Raw genomic sequence first — 18,695 nt, forward strand, 5'->3', positions numbered from 1 at the left:
CCGATCTCGCGCCGCGGCCTAGGTGGTGTCGTTCTCCCCGCCCACCCGCCGGGCCGCGGGCTCCCCCCCGCCCCCGCCCCCCCCCACGGCGGTGAGACAGCTGTCACCGCTGACGGGACGAAGCGGCACGAAGATCATCGTTACGCTCCGGTCATGGACAATGAGGAGCGGTTGCGGCGTACGCGCCGGTGGCTGTGGATCGTGCTGATCGGCCTCTTCCTGAGCGGTGCCACCGCTTTCCCGCTGGAGATCGAGGTGCGCTGGCTGCTGCGCGCGCTGGATCCGCTCGCGGGTCAGGTGCCGGCGCTTGTCGACTGGATCGAGCGGGTCCACACCGGCCTCGTGACGGCGGGGCAGGACTACCCGTTCCTGCTCTACGGCACCGACTGGCTGGCCTTCGCCCACCTGGTGCTGGCGGTGGCGTTCTGGGGGCCGCTGCGTGACCCGGTGCGCAACGTCTGGGTGGTGCAGGTCGGCATGATCGCCTGCGCGGGGATCGTTCCGCTGGCGCTGATCTGCGGCCCGATCCGGGACATCCCCTGGTTCTGGACGCTCATCGACCTGTCCTTCGCGGTCGGGGCGTTCCCGCCGCTCTGGTTCGCCTACCGGCACATCCGGGCCGTCGAGGCGAGCACGGCCGAGGCGGCGGGGTCCCCGGCGACCGCGGGCCGTCCGGTGGCACCGGCGTCCTGAGCCGCCGCCCCAGATCCGGTCGCTGGCGACGACTCCGGCCCGGAGGCCAGCCTCCCTCGCTCCTCCTCCTCCCCCCGCGTCGCCTACCAGCTGCTGCGCGCTGGTCTCGCCGGCGGCAAGGGCGTCCTTTGCTCTGCTTCACTCCACGCAACACCGCGCGTCCGATAATCGGACAACCGGTGTTGCGTCAGTTGAAGCAGAGCAAAGGACGCGTGCGGGAGGGGCGACGGGGCGCAGCGGTGGCAGGTGAGATCGCTCCGACGGGACCGGTGGGTGGGTACGCGGAAAGGCCCGCCGCACGGGCGACGGGCCTTTCGGGTGACGACTGCCGCTAGTGCGACAGCAGGCGGTGCGCCTCGTGGCCCTCGCGGATCTTGGCCCACGACTTGGGCTCGGCCGGCGGGGCGGCCTTGCGGGCGGCGCTGGCCACGTCGGGCCGGCCCGGAGTGAACAGCCAGGTGGTGAACAGCTCGTCCAGGTCCAGACCGGAGATCCGCTCGGCCAGGGCCTGGAACTCCTCGATGGTGCCGTTGCCGTACCGGTGTTCGGCCGTCCACGCCGGCAGGATCGCGAAGAACGCGTCGTCGCCGACGGCCAGGCGCAGCTGGTGCAGGGTCATCGCGCCCCGGTCGTAGACCGCGTTGTCGAAGACCCGGTCCGCGCCCGGGTCACCGGGCAGCACCTGCCAGAACTCGTCGTCGGCCGGGTAGCTGGCGTAGGTGAAGTCGAAGACCTCCTGCGCGGTGCCCTCGTCCTGCTCCTCGGACCAGAGCCACTCGGCGTACGAGGCGAAACCCTCGTTGAGCCAGATGTTGCGCCACTCGGCCACCGAGACCGAGTCGCCGAACCACTGGTGGGCGTTCTCGTGGGCGACCACGTACGTGTTGGCGCCGCGACGCCAGAAGCCCGGGCCGTACACCGGGCGGGTCTGCGTTTCCAGGGCGAAGCCGATGCCGTCCACCGGCCCGGCCACGCCACCTCGCGCCTCGAACGGGTACGGGCCGAAGATCCCGCTCTCCCAGTCGGTGATCTCGCCGGTGCGTTCGATGCTGGCCCGCGCGGCCGGCCCGAGCGCCCCCAGCGAGGTGCTGTACGCGTTGATCACCGGCTGACCGCCCGGCGTGGTGTCGGTGACGATGTCGTACTGACCGATCGCCATGAAGGCCAGGTAGGTGGCGGTGGGGGAGGTGGTCCGCCAGATCCACCGGGTGCGGTTGCCCGCCTCGGCCGCCGGCGGACGAGGTTGCACGCCGTTGCTGATCACCTCGACGCCGGTGGGCACCGAGACCGAGATGTCGAAGGTGGCCTTGTCCAGCGGGTGGTCGTTGCTCGGGAACCACCACCACGCCGACTCGGGCTCGTTGACCGCGAGCGCCCCGTCGTCGGTGCGCGTCCAACCGGTGTAGCCGCCGACCAGGGTCTCCGACGGGATGCCGTCGTAGCGCACCACGATGGTGAGCTGCTGGCCCCGGGTGATCGTGCGGGTCGGGGTGACGACCAGCTCGTGCGCGCCCGCCTTGGCCGCGCCGGCCTCCCAGCCGTTGACCCGCACGGACTCGACGTCGAGCAGGAAGTCCAGGTTGAACGCCGAGAGGTCCTGCGTCGCGGTGGCGAGGATCGTGGTGGTGCCGGTGAGCCGGTCGGTGGCCGGGTCGTAGCGCAGCCGGACGTCGTAGTGCGAGACGTCGTAGCCACCGTTGCCGTAGTCGGGGAAGTAGGTGTCGCCCAGGCCGGGAGCGCCGGGTTGCGGCGCGACCGAGACGACGGGCCGGCCCCAGCCCGTCGTGGCGGCCTGGGCGGGTGCGCCGGTGAGCATGGTGCCGGCGGTGGTGAGGGTCAGGGCGGCGGTGGCCGCCGTGAGGACTCGTCGCACGAGGTGGACTCCCTCCATCGGGTGTACGCACCGCCAACCTAATCGACAACTGTGAACGTCGCTGGCCCGGCGCGCGGCGGGCGTGTCACGCGTCGGCCGTCGCGAAAGCGCGGGTCGCTACTGTCCCGGTGTCACCGCTGTCCGTTAGGGTTTCGTCCGAACCGGACGGCCGTGGCGTGGGAGGCAGAGCGTGGGCAGGCTCGCGTCGGCGTACGGGCAGGCGGTCACCGCCCACCGGGCGGCCCGCGCACACCTGGATGCCGCCCGGGGCGTGCTCGGTGCGGCGCCGGCTCCGCCGCCGCAGTCGGGCGGGGGTGACCTCGTGGCCCGACTCGCGCGCCTCGGCGGCGCGCTGGCCACCCCCACCCCCGGCGCGACCGCGCTGACCGACGCGCCGGCCGCGGTGCGCATCGGCGAGGCGTCCACTCCGGACGGCGGTTTCCCGGTCCTGCTGCCGCTCGGCGGCGGCCACCACCTGGCACTGGACACCGACGCCCGGGACGGGCGCGTCGCCGCGCTGCTGCGGGCGCTGGTGCTGCGGCTGGTCGCCACCGCTCCGGCCGGTCGGGTCCGGGTCACCGGCATCGACACCGCCGCGCTCGGCGCCACCTTCGGCCCGCTGCGCCCGCTGCTCGACGCGGGTGTGCTCGACCCGCCGGCCACCAGCGAGTCCGAGGTGGCCGCCCTGCTGACCGCCGCCGAACGGCACGCCCGCGCCGCCCAGCACGCCGAGCCCGCCACCCGGCAGTTGCTGGTGGTGGTCGCCACCGCCGCCCCGCCGCCGCGCGAGCTGGCCCGGCTCGCCGCGCTCACCCACGCCGGCCCGGCCGCCGCCGTCTGCGTGCTCCTCGCCGGCCATCCGTCCCGGGTGCCCGGCGAGACCGCACCGTCGCTGGGCGGCACCACCGCCCTGCGGGTCAGCGAGGGGTACGCGCACGTCGGCGACCCGCCGGGCGTCCCGTTCAGCGCCGACGGCAGCGGCCTCGCCGCCCCGGTGCTGCTCGACGGCGATCCGCCGCCGGCCTCGGTCCGGGCGCTCGCCGAGCACCTCGGCGCCGCCGCCCGCCGCGCCGACGCGCTGCCCTTCGCCGAGCTGCTGCCCGAGCGGCGCTGGGCGGAGTCCGCGGCCAACGGGCTGCGTACCGTCGTCGGCCGGGCCGGCCCCGCGCCGCTCACGGTCGCCTTCGACGACGCCACCCCGCACTGGCTGGTCGGCGGCCGCACCGGTGCCGGCAAGACCGTCTTCCTCCTGGACGTCCTCTACGGGCTGGCCGCGCGCTACTCGCCGGCGGAGTTGCAGCTCTACCTGCTCGACTTCAAGGAGGGCGTCAGCTTCACCGAGTTCGTGCCCACCGGGCGTGACCCGTCCTGGCTGCCGCACGCCCGGGCCGTCGGCATCGAATCCGACCGCGAGTACGGTCTGGCCGTGCTGCGCGAGCTGCGCCGGGAGGCACAGCGCCGGGCCACCGCGCTGAAGCGGCACGGCGTCACCAAGCTCGCCGACCTGCCGCGGGACAGTCCACTGCCGCGCATCGTGGCAGTCATCGACGAGTTCCACGTGCTGCTCGCCGGCAACGACGCGCTGGCCCGCGAATCCGTGGACCTGCTGGAGGAGCTGGCCCGCAAGGGCCGCTCGTACGGCATCCACCTGGTGCTGGCCAGTCAGAGCATGACCGGCATCGAGGCGCTCTACGGTCGGGCCGAGGCGATTTTCGGGCAGTTCGCGCTGCGGGTGGCGCTGCCCGGCGGCGGGGGTGTCCTCGACCAGCTCAACGATGCCGCCGCGGCCCTGCCGATCGGCTCCGCAGTGGTAAACACCGCCGCCGGCGCGGTCGGCGCCGACACCGTGCTGCGCTTCCCCGACGCGCACGCCGCCGCGGCCGACCTCGCCGCGCTGCGCCACGAGCTGTGGCAGGCCCGCCCGCCGGGCTCGCGGGCCCCGGCGGTCTTCAAGGGGTACGAGGCGGCGCGCGTCGAGGACGACTCCACCTTCGCGGGGCTGCGCCCCGGTGGCCGACGCCCCATGGCGCTGGTCGGTCGGACTGTCGACGTGCACGGCACCACCGCGCTGTTCCTGATGGACTCCACCCCCGGCCGGCACCTCGCCGTGGTGGGCACCGCACCGGCCGGCGCGGACGTGCTGCGCGCCGCCGCGCTGAGCCTGGCCCGCCAGCACACCCCCGGTGACGCCCGGTTCCAGCTGGCCTCCCTGGTCGCCGCCGCCGACCCGGTGGCGGCCGAGACCGAGGCCGCGCTGCGGGCCGCCGGTCACCCGGTGCACCGCCTCGACGCGGCCGGGCTGCGCGACCGGATCGCCACGCTGGCCGCCGAGCCGGCCGGTCGCGAATACCTGGTGGTGTTCGGGATGGACACCGCAGCCCCGGTCCTCGGCGCGGCCGACCCGGTCACGTTCCGCTCCGGCCTGGACGACCTGCGTACGCTGCTGCGCCACGGCCCCGCCCAGGGCGTGCACCTGCTCGGCTGGTGGCGCGGCCTGCGGCGGCTCTCCGACGACCTCGGCGGCACCCAGAACCGCGACGACGTCGCCTGCCTCGTCGCGCTCAACGTGCCCGGCGCCGAGCTGGCCCTGCACCTCGGGGTGCACGACCTGGCCTACACGCCGCGCGCCGACCGGGCGCTGCTGGTCGACAGGCACGACCAGCGCACCAGGCTGATCGTGCCGTTCGCCCGCGACGGGCACGAACCGCACGGGGAGCGTTGACAGTGTCCTTCGAGGAGTACGCGGCGCTGGCCCGACAGCTCGCCGAGCAGCGCCGCGCCGGCGAGCGGGACGCCGCTGCCGAGTCCGAGCGCCGTCGTGATCTGCACGCCGCCGCCGACTACCTGCACCAGCGGCTGATCGCGCAGGGCCACCGCCTCGACCAGCTCGGCCGCGCGATCGGCATCGACCAGCCACCGGCCGCCCCGACCGCCGCGCCGGGCTCGGCCGCTGACCCCGCCACCTGGCCGGGTCCGCCGCCGTCGACCGGCTCGCCCGTCGTGAGCGGATCGGGGGACGGTGGGTCCGCCGGCGCAGCCGGCGTGCCGGGGCAGCCGGGTGTCGGGGCGTATCCCCACGTGCCGGCGATACCGGCGCGGCTGGCGCTGCCGACGGCGGTGAGCCCGGCGGGCGCCGGGGTGCCGGCGCAGCGGGCGGCGGCGGTCGACCCGGTGGTGGAGCTGGAGCTGGCCCGGCGGATGGCCGACGAGGCCGACCGGCACGGGCAGCAGGCCGAGCTGCTGGCCCAACGGCCGGCGCTGCTGCCGACGTGGTCGCCGCTGGCGCGGGCGGTCGCCGTCTACGCCGCGTGCGGGGCGGCGGCGGGGGTGCTCATGCTGACCCTCGTGCTCGCCTCCGGGGTCGGCTTGGTCGACGGCTTCACCCTCGGCGCGTGGATCTGTGCGGGGCTGCCGGCGCTGGCGTTCTTCGGCGGTTACCTGGTGCTGGGCCGATGGGGGAGACCCGCAATGGTCGCCGGCACCCCGCCGCGCTACCTGCCGCTCGGGTTCCTGATCTGCTTCCTGCTGGTGCCGCTGGGCTACTGCGGCTACCTGCTGCTCTTCCGCGCTCTGCGCTGAACCCCGGACCGCGCGGGGGTTTACGACGCCACTCGTATGTGTCAATGTGGTCAACGACCTGTGGCGGGGTGAGCAGGACACTCACATCCACGTCGGACGACCGCCGCCGGTTCCCTGTGGTAACGGGGGTTCGTGCGCATGTAGGGATGCGAACGGCCCCCGATCCAGTCCTGAATCTGGCGAAGCGATGCCCGCTGCCCTGCGCAGGGGCGCTCGTTTCGTGGCAGACGAGCGGGGAGCCTGCATGTCCTACCCACGTACCAACAAGGTCTTCACTGCCGGAGAACTGCACGACCTGCGCCGGACGGTGGCGATCCGGTCCGAAACGCGCCGTAACCTGGCGGCGGACCCCCTCTACGCCAGCACGTTGCCGCAGGAGGTCAGCATGCAGCTGACGTACCGGTGCAACCTGCGGTGCAACCACTGCTTCCAGTGGAACGAGCAGGGGTTCTTCCACAACTACGACAGCAAGCGCAAGCGCTCCGAGCTCGACCTCGACGTCATCCGGGACGTGCTGGAGACGACCGCGCCCGACGCGGCGAAGGTCTTCCTCTGGGGCGGCGAGCCGCTGATGCACTCCCAGTTCGGCGAGATCGCCAAGCTGCTGGGCGCCGTGCCGCGCGTCGTCAACATGTGCACCAACGGCCTGTTGATGGAGCGCAACGCGGAGCACCTGCTGGCCATCGGGCCACGACTCAACCTGCTGGTCAGCCTGGACGGCTTCGAGCCGGAGCACGAGGCGTTGCGGGGCAAGGGATCGTTCCGGCGCACCATGCGCAACGTCGAGGCGATGCTCGACCTCCAACGGCGCGGCGAGTACCAGGGCGAGTTGTCCGTCGCGTGCATGGTCAGCGAGGACATGGTCGGCCGCATGTACGAGTTCACCGAGTGGGCCGAGCAGACCGGCTTCAACTCGGTCTACTGGCTGCTGCCGTGGTACATCAGCCCGGAGACGGCGTCGGCGATGGACCGGCTCTACGAGGAGTCGTTCTCGTGGCTCAACCCGCCGGAGCCGGGCGACAAGCCGACCTGGCACTCGTACACGTACGCGCTTCCCGAGCAGTACCTGCCGGTGCTGAAGGAGTCGATGGCGCGACTGGCGAGCCGGGTGTGGAATCTGCGGGTGCGCTACCAGCCGCAGGTCGAGCAGGACGAGCTCGACGACTTCATCCGTGGCACCTCCCGCCCGGCCCAGCGGCGCAGCCGCTGCCTGGCGGTGTCCAACCGGATCGAGATCCACGCGGACGGCCGGGTCAGCTCGTGCAAGTTCTTCCCCGAGTTCGTCATCGGCGACCTGGGTGAGCAGTCCATGCAGGAGATCTGGCAGAGCGAGCGGTTCACCAGGGTCCGCGGCATCCTGCGCGACAGCGGCCTCATGCCGGTGTGCTCGAAGTGCATCCTTCTCTACCTGAGCGGGGAGTGAACGCATGGCCGAGGTGGTCACCCGCATGGCGGCCCTGCTCGCGCGGGTTCTGGAGGATCCGGCGCTGGCCCAGGAGGTGACGGCGGACACGAATCTGCTGCTCGACCTCGGGATCGACTCGCTGCACATGATCACGTTCCTGCTCGCGGTGGAGGAGGAGTTCGACGTCGAGATCGACTTCGAGTCGCTGGACAGCATCCACCTGGAGTCGGTGAAGGCGTTCTGCCATTTCGCCCTCGACGGCGATGGCCGGTGAGGTGAGCGGGACCGTTCACTTCGGCTCGTTCGACGCGGAGGCGGCGTGGCGGCCGGACGATCTCGCCGGGCTGCCCGCCGGCCCGGCGGCGGGTGGCAGCCGGGGACGTCGCGGCATGGACGAGCTGCTGGCGGTCGGGTGCGCCCCGGGTGATCTGCTGCTCACCGCCGAGCCGATGGACGAGACCCTGGTCGAAGCGCTGGCGGCCGCCGGCATCGCGCCACGGCTCGCGGCCGTGCCGGGTCACCAGGACGCCACAGTGGAGGAGCGTCTGGCCGTGGCCGGCGGCACGGCCCTGCCGGGGATGTCCGGGTGGGCCGCGGCGTTCTACGCCGTCCGGCCGGACACCGCCGTGGCGGTGCACCGACTCGGCCTGCGTGCCACCGTCCCCGCCGTCGAGGTCGTCGCCCGCGTCAACTCCAAGGTCTGGTCGAACGACCTGGTCCGGGACGCCGGCCTGCCCGGCGGCGCCGTCCTGGCCACCACGCCCGCGCAGGTACGGCGGCTGGTGCAGGACGCGCCGGACGACGTCGTGCTCAAGGACCCGTACGGGGTCGCCGGCCGGGGCGCCCTGCGGGTCGCCAACCCCCGGGTGCTGGACACCGTCGTCCGGCACCTGGAGCGGCAGGTCGCGCGCGGGGCCCGGGTGGAACTGCTGGTGCAACCCCTCTTCGAGGAGGCGTCCAGCTTCTCCACCCACCTGGAGGTCGACCCGGGCGGCGCGGTGCGGTGGCGGGGCCTCCAGCACGTCGACAACGCCGAGTTCGCCTACCGCGGCTCCGGCCCGCTCCCCGCGGATCAGCACGCGAACCTCGACACCACCGCGCATCGCGAGGTGATCGCGCGGGTCGGGACGGCGCTCGCGGCCGAGGGCTACACCGGGCCCGTCTGCGTCGACGGACTGCGGCTGCGCGACGGCACCGTTGTACCGGTGCTGGAGGTCAACGCCCGACGATCGATGGGCCTGCTGAACCTGCACCTCGACCGGCGGGCCCGGGCGGTCGGCCTGCGCTCCTGGCTGCGCTGCCGTACGACGCCGGTGCGCCCCGGCGACACGGTGGCCAGGCTGGTGTCCGCCCTGGACGAGGCGAAGCTGCTGTTTCGCGGCGACGGTCCCGGAGTGCTGCCGCTGGCCTCGGGGACGCTCACCCCGCCGCGTGGACGGCTCTTTCTCGCCGTGTTCGCCCCGGACGACGCGGCCCGGGTGGCCCTCGAAGCGCAGGTGGGTGACCTGCTCGTCGCGACGGCCGGCAACCCGAGTCTCGTCACCTGACTCCCGACGATCGGAGCAACGATGGCGATTGTGCTGCTGACGTCGGGCGCCACGCTCGGCACCCACGTACCGGCCCTCATCCTGGCCGGTCGGTTGCGCGCCCTCGGGATCGAGGTGCGCGTGGAGGTGTTCGAGCGGCTGCTGCGACCCGACGAGCTCGACCGGCTGAGGGCCGCCAAGCTGGCCTTCAGGGAAAACTTCAAGCTGGCGGTGGCCGCCCAGCGCATGGTGCGGGATCAGATGCCGGCGCTCGACGACGCCGCTGTCGATGAGCTGCTGCACCGGTGGCGGGCCGCGGACGTGGACCAGGTGGTGATCTTCTCCGGCTTCTGGGTGCCGGTTGTCGAACGGTACGAGGCGCTCACGTCCCGAACGCCCCGGGTCGACATCTGTCACCTCGACGCCGCGCCGACCGCCTCGTTCAACCTCTTCCGGGCGCGTACGGAGCGTTTCCGGCACGTGTGGATGTTCGACGCCGAGCGGGGCACCGCGCCGACGAGCATCCGCGTCGGCGACGAGGACCCGGTGCCGTGGCAGCGGCGGGAGCGCCGCATGCTGGCGCACGGCGGCGGCTGGGGGTTGGGCACCTACCGGGACCGGGCGGCGGATCTCGCCCGGGCGGGGTTGCTTGTCGACGTGGTGACCCACGATCCGTCCGACGTGTCCGCCCTGCCCTCCGGCTGCCGGGCGTTCATGATCGACCCGAAGTGGGAGGCCTGGCAGGACGGCGGCTTCCCACCGTTCGGCGAGATCCTTCCCGACGGCACGGTGCGGTACCGACGGGGTGCGGCGTACCACGACTCGTTCGATCTCGCCCGACACCGCGTCGCCATGCTCTGCAAGACCGGCGGGGGCACTCTGATCGACTCGCTCTGGTCGGCCACGCCGATCGTGCTGCTGGCGCCCTTCGGCGCGCACGAACAGGTCAACGCCGACCTGTGGCGACGGCTGGGCTACGGCGTCACCGAGCAGGAGTGGCGCGACAGCGGATACTCCCTCGACCTGCTGGAGACCCTGCACCGCAACCTGCTGGCCGCCCGCGAGGGGACCGCCGACTACGCCGCCGACCTGGCGGCGCGAGCCGTGCAGACCGAGGTACCGGGGTGAGCGCCGTCCCCGCCCCGGTCACTGTGGTCGTCGGGTCAGACGGGTTCATCGGTGCCAGTCTGTGTCGTGCGCTCGAACGCCGTCGTCGGCCCCTGCAGCGGTTGACCCGGCCCCGCAACGCTGTTGAGGAACACCGCTACGCCGACACGATCAGGCGGGCGGACCTGATCTTCTGGGCCGCCGGCACGGTCACGCCGAAGAGGGCCGTCAGCCAGCCCGAACTCGTCGAGCTGGACCAGCGTGCCCTCGCCGCCGCACTGGAGGCGTGCAAGCTGGGCGCCCGTCGTCCGACCTTCGTCCTGCTGGGATCCGGCGGGACGGTGTACCGGCCGGATGTGCCGTCGCCGGTGGACGAGACCGGCCCGCTCGGCCCGGACAGCGTCTACGGCCGGGCGAAGCTGGCCCAGGAGCAGGCCCTGCGCGAGGCCGCCGACCATCTCCGGCCAGTCGTGCTGCGGCCGTCCAACGTGTACGGGCCCGGCCAGCGCGCCGAGGGTGGGCTCGGCGTGGTGTCGCACTGGCTGGAGGCCGCGGCCGCGCACCGTCCGTTGCAGGTGTTCGGCGACCCGGTCACCCGCCGCGACTACGTCTACGTCGACGACGTTGTGGCCGCCCTGCTGGCGGTGTGGGACCGTCACCTGGACCGCGACACCCGCGACGCGCTCGACGGCGCCGTCCTCAACGTCGGCGCCGGCCGTCCCACCTCCCTCGCCGAGCTGCTGGAGGTGGTGTCGGCGACCGTCGGCCGGCAGTTGACGATCCGGTACGCGGACCGCCGGGCCTTCGACAGGCGCGACATCTGGCTCGACGTCCGGCGCGCGTCGGCGTTGCTGGACTGGCGTCCCGTCACCGACCTGCGCACCGGGGTGGCGCGTACGTGGGCGGCGCTGGCCGGCCCGAACCGCTGACGCCTCGCCGACGACTCTGAGCCGTCAGGACTGGCTGGCCGGTTCGGGTGTGAAGTCACGCATCTTTCGCAGCGGCGAGAAGTAGACCCACAGCCCGGAGGCCCAGACGCCGAGGGCGGCGATCACCAGGGTCTCGCGGACGCCGAGCCAGGTGCCCAGCACACCACCGAGGACCGCGCCGATCGGCAGGGCGCCCCACACGATCCAGCGGACCCCGGCGGTGAGGCGGCCGAGCAGTTCCGGCGGGCACATCTGCTGCCGGTAGCTGATCTGGGCCGCGTTGTAGATCGCGCAGAGCGCGGCGAAGCCGGTCATGCCGACGGTGTAGAACGCGACCCGCCAGCCCGGCTCGGCCAGCGGCACCAGCAGCATCGTCCAGCCGAGCCCGAGCAGGGAGACCCAGATGACGCGGGCGGTGCCGATCCGGCGAGCCAGCTTGCCGGAGGCGAGGCCGCCGGCGATGCCGCCGGCCGTGCCCAGCGCCAGTTGCACGGCCACCTCGGCCGGCGTCAGCTTGAGGACCCGGACCAGGTAGATGACCGAGAGGGCGTAGATCACCTGGCTGAACACGTTCAGGGTGCCGCTGGCGGCGACGATCTTGCGTAGCACCGCGTGCCGGAAGGCGAAGGCCAGGCCGGCCGAGATCTCCTCCCGCAGCCGCGGCCGGGGCCCCTCGGGTGCTGTCACCTCCGGCTCCGAGCGCCGGATCAGCAGCAGCGAGACGGCGCTCACCGCGAACGAGGCGGCGTCGATGAGGACCGTCCGCGCCGCGCCGAAGACCGCGACGAGTCCTCCGCCGAGCCCGATGCCCGCGACCTGGGCGACCGAGTACGTGGTGCTGAGTTTGCCGTTCGCGTCCAGCAGCTGGTCGGAGCGCACCACCGCCGGCAGGTAGCACTGGTAGGCCACCTCGAAGAAGACTGAGCAGACGCTGCACAGGGCCGCCACCAGCCACAACTGCGCCATGGTGAGCTCACCGGCGAAGAACGCCAGCGGGATGGTGCCCATCGCGAGGGCCCGCAGCAGGTTGCAGAACACCATCAGCCGCCGCTTGCGCATCCGGTCGACGATCACCCCGGCCGGCAGCGCGACGAGCAGGTACGCCGCCATCCCAGCGGCCTGCAGCAGGCTCACCGAGAACGTGGACGCGTTCAGCACGGACACCGCGATGAGCGGGACGGCGAGGGTGGACACCGCCGACCCGGTCTCGCTGAGGGTCTGGCCGGTCCACAGCGTCATGAAGTCGCGGTGACGCCACAGGCTCGGCGTGACCGCCGGGGTGGTGGGCGGCGCGGTAGTGGTCATCCGGCTGCCTCCGCGTGCGCGCCGACCAGCTCCATCAGGTCGTCGCGCATGGCGACGAGCAGAGCCTCCAGCTCCGCGCGTTGGTAGCCCTCGCGGATCACCCGGACGGTCAGCCGGACCGTCGTGTCGGCGTTGGCCATCAGGTAGAAGCCGGGCCCGGTCGAGCGGATCGGCACGTGCCACTCGATCCGCGATTCCTGGATCGTCTCCGGCGGCTGCACCACCATGGGGGGCAGCAGGAAGGTGAAGTGGTACCCCGGGTCGAGCGGGCCGCCCTCCCGTTCGGCGTCCTCGCGGATCCGCGCCACCGCGTCCGGGTCGTAGACCCCGTGCTTGAGGGCCCGCATGTTCCGTACGTACAGGGCGCGCGCGGTGTGCGCGAACACCTCGTCCGGTTCCGGCGTGGCCAGCAGCGGCACCCACTGGTTCATGGACGTGACGAGCGACGTGACCGCCGGGTCGAACCGGTTGGACGACATGGGGTAGAGCAGGACCGGCGTGCCGGTGGTGCCCGTCGCGATGATCGCCCGGCAGTACGCGGTCAGCAGCACCCCAGCGACGGTGACGCCGATGCCGCGGGCCGCCTGGCGGAGGATGGGCTCGGGGATGCCGGTGTGCATCGTCGCCCGGAGCACCGGCCCGGGTGCGGGAGGCGTCCGCCGGGGCGCCGCCGACAGCACCTTGCGCCAGTACGACTCCGCGGCGAGCAGTCTGGCGTCCATGTCGCCGGACCGTTGCCGCGTCGCGAGGTCGGCCGGCTGCGGGGCCGGCGGCAGCGACTCCCCGGCCAGCAGGGCGTAGAAGTCCCGTTCCATGGTGTTGATGCCCGCGCCGTCGGCCGCCATGTGGTGGATGACCACCAACAGTTCACGGGGGCGTCCGTCGTTCTCGGTCAGCCACACCCGCCACGGCAGGTCGGTGGTGAGCGTGAACGCCCGCTGGATCTCCTCGGTCTCGATCCGGGACATCCCCGTCTCGCCGTCGGGCTGTCGTACCGCGGCGACCACGTCGTCGGGGGAATCGACAGCGACGCGCTGGCGCGGATCTGCCCGGTCCTCGACGTCGAACGTCGTGCGCAGCGAGGCGTGCCGCATGCCGAGCGCGCCGACCGCGCGCCAGACGTCCACGGCGGTCACATTTTCCGGCAACGACCAGGAAAAGCAGAGGTTGCCCTCCCACCACTTCTCCGGATGCATTCTTTCGATGTCCCGCCAGACCGATAGTTGGCCGAGGGTCATCGGGTAGGTCGTCTCCGGGGTCACACCTGTCCTTCCCGAGCGGGAACGGTTGCGCTGCCGATGAGCGTGTGCCGCGACGCGACACACGCTCATCGGGACGAAAGATAATTGGTTGCGTCAGCCGGCCGAGTTGTTCTTCATCACGACACCTCCCGAAGAATGCGGTTGTCGGAAGTGAGGCCGTGGCCCTGCGCCGTGCTTAGGGGTGCATGACGCGCCACCGTCGGATGACGGATGGAATCACCATTCAGTAGTCCGACCAGCGATCGACCGAGCTGGTGCGCCAGTTGTCCACGCCCTGATCCGGATGCTCGTCGCGACAGGAACCGCGGCATCCGGCAGCGAAAATGAACGACTGCCGTCCTATTCGGAGCATTCGCTGGCGAAAAAACTATCAGTGATGGCCATGGAGCCGCGCACAGGCGAATGCAGTAAAAGGCCGATTCCCCCGGATACGTGGCCCCGCCTCGGTTAGCAGGACTCCCACAGCATTCCGGCCGTCTATGCCGGTGTCAACCCTCGCATTGATGGATCTTGCTGTCTTGACCACTGTGGCCGCCGTGATTACGGTCGGGGCGGCGGACGTGTCCACAGCGCCCGCCACACGGGGGAGCGCATGGGTGGGACAGGTCCTTCCGGGCCGCCGGTGTCGGCTGGCTCGACATGATCAATCCTGGGCACGCCGTGGTCGTCGGGGCGGGAATCGCCGGCACGGCCGTCGGTCTCTTCCTGCGCCGGATCGGGTGGCGCGTGACCGTCATCGAGGCCCGGCCGCCGCGCGAGCGACAGCTCGGGTCGCACCTGAGCCTGGCCGACAACGGCCGCACCGTGCTGCGCGACCTGGGCCTGCTCGCCACTGTCGACGCCGCCGGCACGCCCACCGACCGCATCTCCTTCCACGACCACCGGGGACGGGAGATCGGCAGCAACAACCAGGTGAGCACGCTGATCCGCCGGGACCGGCTCGGTGAGGTGCTGCGCGAGGCAGCCCGTCGCGCCGGCGTCCGCGTCGTCGAGGGTGAGCGGGTCGTCGGACTGCGCGACGACGGGCACGACCCGGTCGCCGCTACCCTCGCCGACGGATCGAGTCACGGCGGTGACCTGCTGATCGGTGCCGACGGGGTCCACTCGCACACGCGTCGGACGATGTTCCCCGAGCATCCGCCCGCCCGGTTCACCGGAGTGCTCGACGGCGGCGGCTCGGCCCCGCGGGTCGCCGGGATCGCACCGGACGGAGTGCTGCGCCTGACGTTCGGCGCCAACGCGTTCTTCGGCTACCAGGCGTTGCCCGACGGCGAGGTCGTCTGGTTCCAGAGCCTGCTCACCGGGGAGGGGGAGGTGGTGGCGGGGCCACGGGCTGATCCGATGGGCCGGTGGCGGCAGCGCCTCGTCGAGTTGCACGGCTCGGACCATCCGCCGATCCCCGCCATCATCGACGCGAGCACCGGCCCGATCATCCGGTGGCCGGTGCACGACCTCGTCCCGCCCGAGCGGTGGAGCCGCGGCCGGATGTGCCTGGTCGGCGACGCGGCGCACGCGATGCCGCCGCACGACGGGCAGAGCAGTTCCATGGCGCTGGAAGACGCACTGGTGCTGGCCCGGTGTCTCGCCGCGGCGGACGACGTCGGTGACGCCTTCGGGCGCTTCCAACAACTGCGTGAGTCACGGGTGGCGACGGTCGCCGGGCTCGCCCGTCGTACCGGCAGCCTGAAGTTCCCGACCGGCGCCCGCGAGCGGCGGGCGCGCGACGCCGTGCTGGCGATGTTCATGAGGGCCGGCGTGGCCGCCTCCGAGGACGTCAGCCGGTACCGCCTGCAATGGCCGACGGACTCGGCCGACCCAGCTCCGTCAGCTCCTGATCGAGCAGGTCGGCCAGCCGCTCGAACCGGTCCGGGCGATCCTCTCGCGTGATTCCCCGGCTGGGCATCTCGACGGTCATCAACAGGTACAGGTGCAGGCGGTAGAGGCTGAGCCGCCGCAGAGTGGACTCGTCGAAGACCACCGGATCGGCCGAGGCGGCGCGGTAGCCGCGCAGGAACGGGTGGCCGGGGTCGTCCTCCACCCGGCGGTACAACAGGGGTGACACGAGGTCCAGCAGCGGATCGCCGAACAGGAACCGCTCGCCGTCCACGATCCCGCGCAGGCGCAGGGCACCGGCCGGGTCGGGTTCGGCCAGCACGTTGCCGTCCCAGCCGTCGAAGTGCAGCAGCGCCGGCCGGCGTACCTGGTCCAGGACCCCGGCGTACCGTTCGGGCAGCTCCCGGATCCGCGCCGGCGAGGTGGGCAGCCGCACGTCCCAGTCCGCCGCGTCGGCGAGCAGGTCGTCGAGCATGGCGGCGAAGGCCGCACGCCACGTCGGGCCGCTCGCCCGGTCGCCTCCGTACCCGAAGTGGTCGCCGGTCACCCGGTGCAGCGCGGCGATCGCGACGCCGAAGTCGTAGCGGGCCGGGCCGTCGTCGAGCTGCTGCTCGCCCTCGGCCCATTCCCGCAGCGACCGCCCGGGCAACAGGCCGGTGACCAGCCACTCGCCGAGGTCCGGATCGGTGCCGTGGTGCAGCAGCGGCGGTACGGGCACCTGCGGCGCGCGCGCGGCGACGAGGCGGAAGTACCGGGCTTCGGCGGCGGCGAGGCCCTGCTCGTAGCGCAGCAGCGGCGCGTCGGGTGGTGGTGCCACCTTCAACACGACCTCGCGCCCGTCGTCGAGCGCCACCCACCACACCGTCGCGAAACCGCCGCCGAGGATCGGCCCGCAGTCCACGACCCGGCGGTCCGCGCCGAAGGACGCCGCGACGAAACGTTGCACCTGATCGTGGTCCAGTGGCCGCTGGGTGCGGCTGAGCCCTTCCACCCCGTGGTCCCTTCCTCCCCGACCGTGACGCCCGCCAGAGTGCCAGAGTCGTCGGTGAATTGTGGTCCTGGGTGTCCGGTGGCGACGGTTCCTAGCCGCCCGCCTGCTGACCCGCGTGGTCGGCGGCATGCGCCGCCGCCGCGAGGATGTCGTCCCGTTCCTGGTCGGTGCAGCCCTCGTCCTCCAGCAAGCCGAGCAGCAGCACCGTCCGGGCGACGATGGCCGGCGCGTCGTCGGGCACCGGGGGGCGTTCACCGAGCGCCGCCCACACCAACGCCTCGGCCAGCGCCGGCTCCACGTCGCGCCCGGTGACGTCGTAGCGTTCCCGCGCGGACGCCACGAACCGAATCACCGGCGCCCGGTCCTGCCCGGCGACGAACCGCCGCCGCACCGCCACCAGCAATGCCCCGGCGAGCAGGTCCGCGTACCGCCGCCAGTCCGCCTCGGTGAACCGCCGCAGCCGCCGTTCGTGCCCGCGCAGCCGTCCCGCCAGAAGGCCGCGCAGCGCCGCGTGCGGATCGGTCACCATCGTGTCTCCCTGATTCTCCGTCGACGTCTCCTGGTCACCAGGGCGCTCGCCAGGCGGCAGCCGTGTGCGATCTCCCCGGCGGTGGCGGTCCTCCTGGTCACGGTCGGTGCGGCGGCCAGCTCGCCGGTCAACGCCGCCACCGAGCGCTCGATGCGGCAGCCGCCGATCGCCAGCCGGGTGACGACCAGGTCCAACCGGGTGATGGCCGCCGCGAAGTGCCGGGCCGCGACCGCGTCCGCCACGATGTGGGTACGCCGGAGCCGGTCCTCGGCCGCCGCCAACCGCCACCGCGTACGGGCGGCCAGCGCGGCGGCCTGGTCGGCGTCGACCCGAGCGGCACGCAGTCCGGCGAGCACCTCACCCGCCGACGCGGTCACCGCCGATGCACGATCAGCAGCCAAGCCGGCGTACACCAGACCGAGCGCCCGCCAACACTCGGTGACCGCGTCCTGCCAGGGCAACCTTCGGCCGGGTGGCCCCGCGCCGTGCAGGTGCGCACCAGCCCGGTCGGCGGCGGCGATCGTGGCCAACCACGCGTCGCGCAGATCGTCCACCGGGCCGCCGAAGTGCGCCAGCCGGGCCCGCGCGGCCCGCTGCTCGTCGCACGGGCCGGGCCGTCCGCAGCTGCGGCAGATCCCGGTGTAGGCCTCCGTCACGTGCTCGGCGATCCTCGCCCTCGCTTCGACGACCCGCTGGCTGGCGTACGTGTACAGATCATCCCCGTTCACCGGCGGCCTCGGTGGTTCACTGCTCGGCCTCGGCGGTGGCCTTGACAAGGCGGGCGAAGAGCACGTCGGTGCACGGGTAGTCCCTGCCACAGCCGCAGACCCACCTGCGCACCACGCGCGGTGGATGGGCGAAGAGGGTGTCGTCGGCGTCCTCGACGTCCTGCTCGGACACGAGACGCTGGGCTGGAGGGTGTCGGGAGGGCGGGTCGATGGGCTGGTTGTCGGGTCGATCGGGCATCGGGTGCTCCCGTCCGGTCGTCTCCTTGCTGGTCAGGACGTTGCTCGGGCGGTACGTGCTGCCCGGCGGCGGTGCGGTGGGGGCGGCGGTGCGGCGGTGCGTGGGGGCGGCGTGCGGGCACGCCCCGGCACGCCCGGCCGGACGGGGGGACCGGCCGACCGGGCGCTTCCTGCGCGGTGGGGAAGAACCAACTCCGGGTTTGCAGACCTGGGAGCCGGTCGTTTGGAGCTTTACACAACTAGTCACGGATAGCAAGCACGACAACACGTTACTTGTCATGGGTAGTTGGGCGTGATCGAATGGCGGGGCAGACCTGGGAGTCCATATGCCCGTCAAACCGAAGTGGGAACAGCTCGCGGATCACATCCGGGGCCAGATCGAGTCGGGAGAACTCGCGCCGGGGGACCAGTTGCCGTCCACGGTGCAGCTCAAGACTCAGCACGGCGTCTCGACGACCGTGGTTCGGCAGGCCATCTTGGTCCTGCAGACCCAGGGTTGGGTGCAGGGCGTGCACGGTCTCGGCGTGTTCGTCGCTGATCGCTGACCGTTCGACGCCCCCGGCTCGGTGAGCCCGGCGAGATCTTGGACAGTTTCCGTTCTCGGGGCGGGCTCAACCGGTGGTTGCAACACCGAGTAGCTGGGCCATTTTCTCACCGGGGGTGGCCCAGCCGAGGGTCATGCGGGGGCGGTCGTTGAG

17 protein-coding genes are annotated in these 18,695 nt (G+C 72.6%); 10 read left to right on the top strand and 7 right to left on the bottom strand.

The features are described from left to right. The first annotated feature begins 153 nt into the window (after nucleotides 1-153). Nucleotides 154-693 (top strand): hypothetical protein, encoded by a 540-nt coding sequence (locus AB0B97_RS32145; RefSeq protein WP_357499042.1) that lies wholly within the window; start codon nucleotides 154-156, stop codon nucleotides 691-693. A 331-nt stretch (nucleotides 694-1,024) separates the two neighbouring features. Here AB0B97_RS32145 and AB0B97_RS32150 read toward each other — a convergent pair whose 3' ends face one another. Further along, entirely contained in the window at nucleotides 1,025-2,566 is a 1,542-nt protein-coding gene (locus AB0B97_RS32150) for a M1 family metallopeptidase (RefSeq protein WP_357499044.1), read from the bottom strand. Between the two features lie 190 nt (nucleotides 2,567-2,756). Between AB0B97_RS32150 and AB0B97_RS32155 the strand changes: the two genes are divergently transcribed. The 7 genes from AB0B97_RS32155 (at nucleotide 2,757) to AB0B97_RS32185 (ending at nucleotide 11,112) form a co-directional block, all read left to right on the top strand. Then, nucleotides 2,757-5,288 carry an FtsK/SpoIIIE domain-containing protein gene (locus AB0B97_RS32155; RefSeq protein WP_357499046.1) on the top strand — a complete coding sequence of 844 codons (2,532 nt, stop codon included), beginning with the start codon at nucleotides 2,757-2,759 and terminating at the stop codon, nucleotides 5,286-5,288. 2 nt (nucleotides 5,289-5,290) lie between these two features. Further along, nucleotides 5,291-6,145, top strand: coding sequence for a hypothetical protein (locus tag AB0B97_RS32160; RefSeq protein ID WP_357499048.1), 855 nt, complete (start codon nucleotides 5,291-5,293; stop codon nucleotides 6,143-6,145). A gap of 244 nt (nucleotides 6,146-6,389) precedes the next feature. Continuing rightward, nucleotides 6,390-7,568 (top strand): radical SAM protein, encoded by a 1,179-nt coding sequence (locus tag AB0B97_RS32165; protein ID WP_234589438.1) that lies wholly within the window; start codon nucleotides 6,390-6,392, stop codon nucleotides 7,566-7,568. A gap of 4 nt (nucleotides 7,569-7,572) precedes the next feature. Then, nucleotides 7,573-7,824, top strand: coding sequence for a phosphopantetheine-binding protein (locus AB0B97_RS32170; protein ID WP_007462887.1), 252 nt, complete (start codon nucleotides 7,573-7,575; stop codon nucleotides 7,822-7,824). A gap of 1 nt (nucleotide 7,825) precedes the next feature. Then, nucleotides 7,826-9,097 (top strand): hypothetical protein, encoded by a 1,272-nt coding sequence (locus tag AB0B97_RS32175; protein ID WP_357499051.1) that lies wholly within the window; start codon nucleotides 7,826-7,828, stop codon nucleotides 9,095-9,097. 21 nt (nucleotides 9,098-9,118) lie between these two features. Further along, nucleotides 9,119-10,204, top strand: a complete 1,086-nt coding sequence (locus AB0B97_RS32180) for a hypothetical protein (RefSeq protein ID WP_357499053.1) — start codon at nucleotides 9,119-9,121, stop codon at nucleotides 10,202-10,204. Next, on the top strand, nucleotides 10,201-11,112 hold the full coding sequence (locus tag AB0B97_RS32185) for an NAD-dependent epimerase/dehydratase family protein (protein WP_357499055.1): 912 nt from the start codon (nucleotides 10,201-10,203) through the stop codon (nucleotides 11,110-11,112). The genes AB0B97_RS32180 and AB0B97_RS32185 overlap by 4 nt, the downstream gene beginning before the upstream one ends. A gap of 24 nt (nucleotides 11,113-11,136) precedes the next feature. Here AB0B97_RS32185 and AB0B97_RS32190 read toward each other — a convergent pair whose 3' ends face one another. Next, nucleotides 11,137-12,417, bottom strand: a complete 1,281-nt coding sequence (locus AB0B97_RS32190; RefSeq protein ID WP_357499057.1) for an MFS transporter — start codon at nucleotides 12,415-12,417, stop codon at nucleotides 11,137-11,139. Next, on the bottom strand, nucleotides 12,414-13,679 hold the full coding sequence (locus tag AB0B97_RS32195; RefSeq protein ID WP_357499059.1) for a condensation domain-containing protein: 1,266 nt from the start codon (nucleotides 13,677-13,679) through the stop codon (nucleotides 12,414-12,416). Before AB0B97_RS32195 ends, AB0B97_RS32190 begins: the two co-directional genes overlap by 4 nt. Nucleotides 13,680-14,318: 639 nt before the next feature. On the opposite strand from AB0B97_RS32195, the gene AB0B97_RS32200 reads away from it, so the two are divergent. After that, nucleotides 14,319-15,566 carry an FAD-dependent monooxygenase gene (locus tag AB0B97_RS32200; RefSeq protein WP_357499061.1) on the top strand — a complete coding sequence of 416 codons (1,248 nt, stop codon included), beginning with the start codon at nucleotides 14,319-14,321 and terminating at the stop codon, nucleotides 15,564-15,566. Here AB0B97_RS32200 and AB0B97_RS32205 read toward each other — a convergent pair. The 4 genes from AB0B97_RS32205 to AB0B97_RS32220 form a co-directional block, all read right to left on the bottom strand. Then, nucleotides 15,454-16,503, bottom strand: coding sequence for an aminoglycoside phosphotransferase family protein (locus AB0B97_RS32205; RefSeq protein WP_357499063.1), 1,050 nt, complete (start codon nucleotides 16,501-16,503; stop codon nucleotides 15,454-15,456). The genes AB0B97_RS32200 and AB0B97_RS32205 overlap by 113 nt on opposite strands. 91 nt (nucleotides 16,504-16,594) lie before the next feature. Continuing rightward, entirely contained in the window at nucleotides 16,595-17,032 is a 438-nt protein-coding gene (locus AB0B97_RS32210; protein WP_357499065.1) for a hypothetical protein, read from the bottom strand. Further along, on the bottom strand, nucleotides 17,026-17,760 hold the full coding sequence (locus AB0B97_RS32215; protein ID WP_357499067.1) for a hypothetical protein: 735 nt from the start codon (nucleotides 17,758-17,760) through the stop codon (nucleotides 17,026-17,028). Before AB0B97_RS32215 ends, AB0B97_RS32210 begins: the two co-directional genes overlap by 7 nt. Nucleotides 17,761-17,776: 16 nt before the next feature. Continuing rightward, complete coding sequence (locus tag AB0B97_RS32220) at nucleotides 17,777-17,998, bottom strand: hypothetical protein (protein ID WP_357499069.1); 222 nt, start codon at nucleotides 17,996-17,998, stop codon at nucleotides 17,777-17,779. A gap of 325 nt (nucleotides 17,999-18,323) precedes the next feature. Here AB0B97_RS32220 and AB0B97_RS32225 point away from each other — a divergent pair, with 325 nt between their 5' ends. Continuing rightward, on the top strand, nucleotides 18,324-18,542 hold the full coding sequence (locus tag AB0B97_RS32225) for a winged helix-turn-helix domain-containing protein (protein WP_354861024.1): 219 nt from the start codon (nucleotides 18,324-18,326) through the stop codon (nucleotides 18,540-18,542). Nucleotides 18,543-18,695: the final 153 nt, after the last annotated feature.

The organism is Micromonospora sp. NPDC049004 (assembly GCF_040649315.1).
Taxonomy (GTDB): domain Bacteria; phylum Actinomycetota; class Actinomycetes; order Mycobacteriales; family Micromonosporaceae; genus Micromonospora.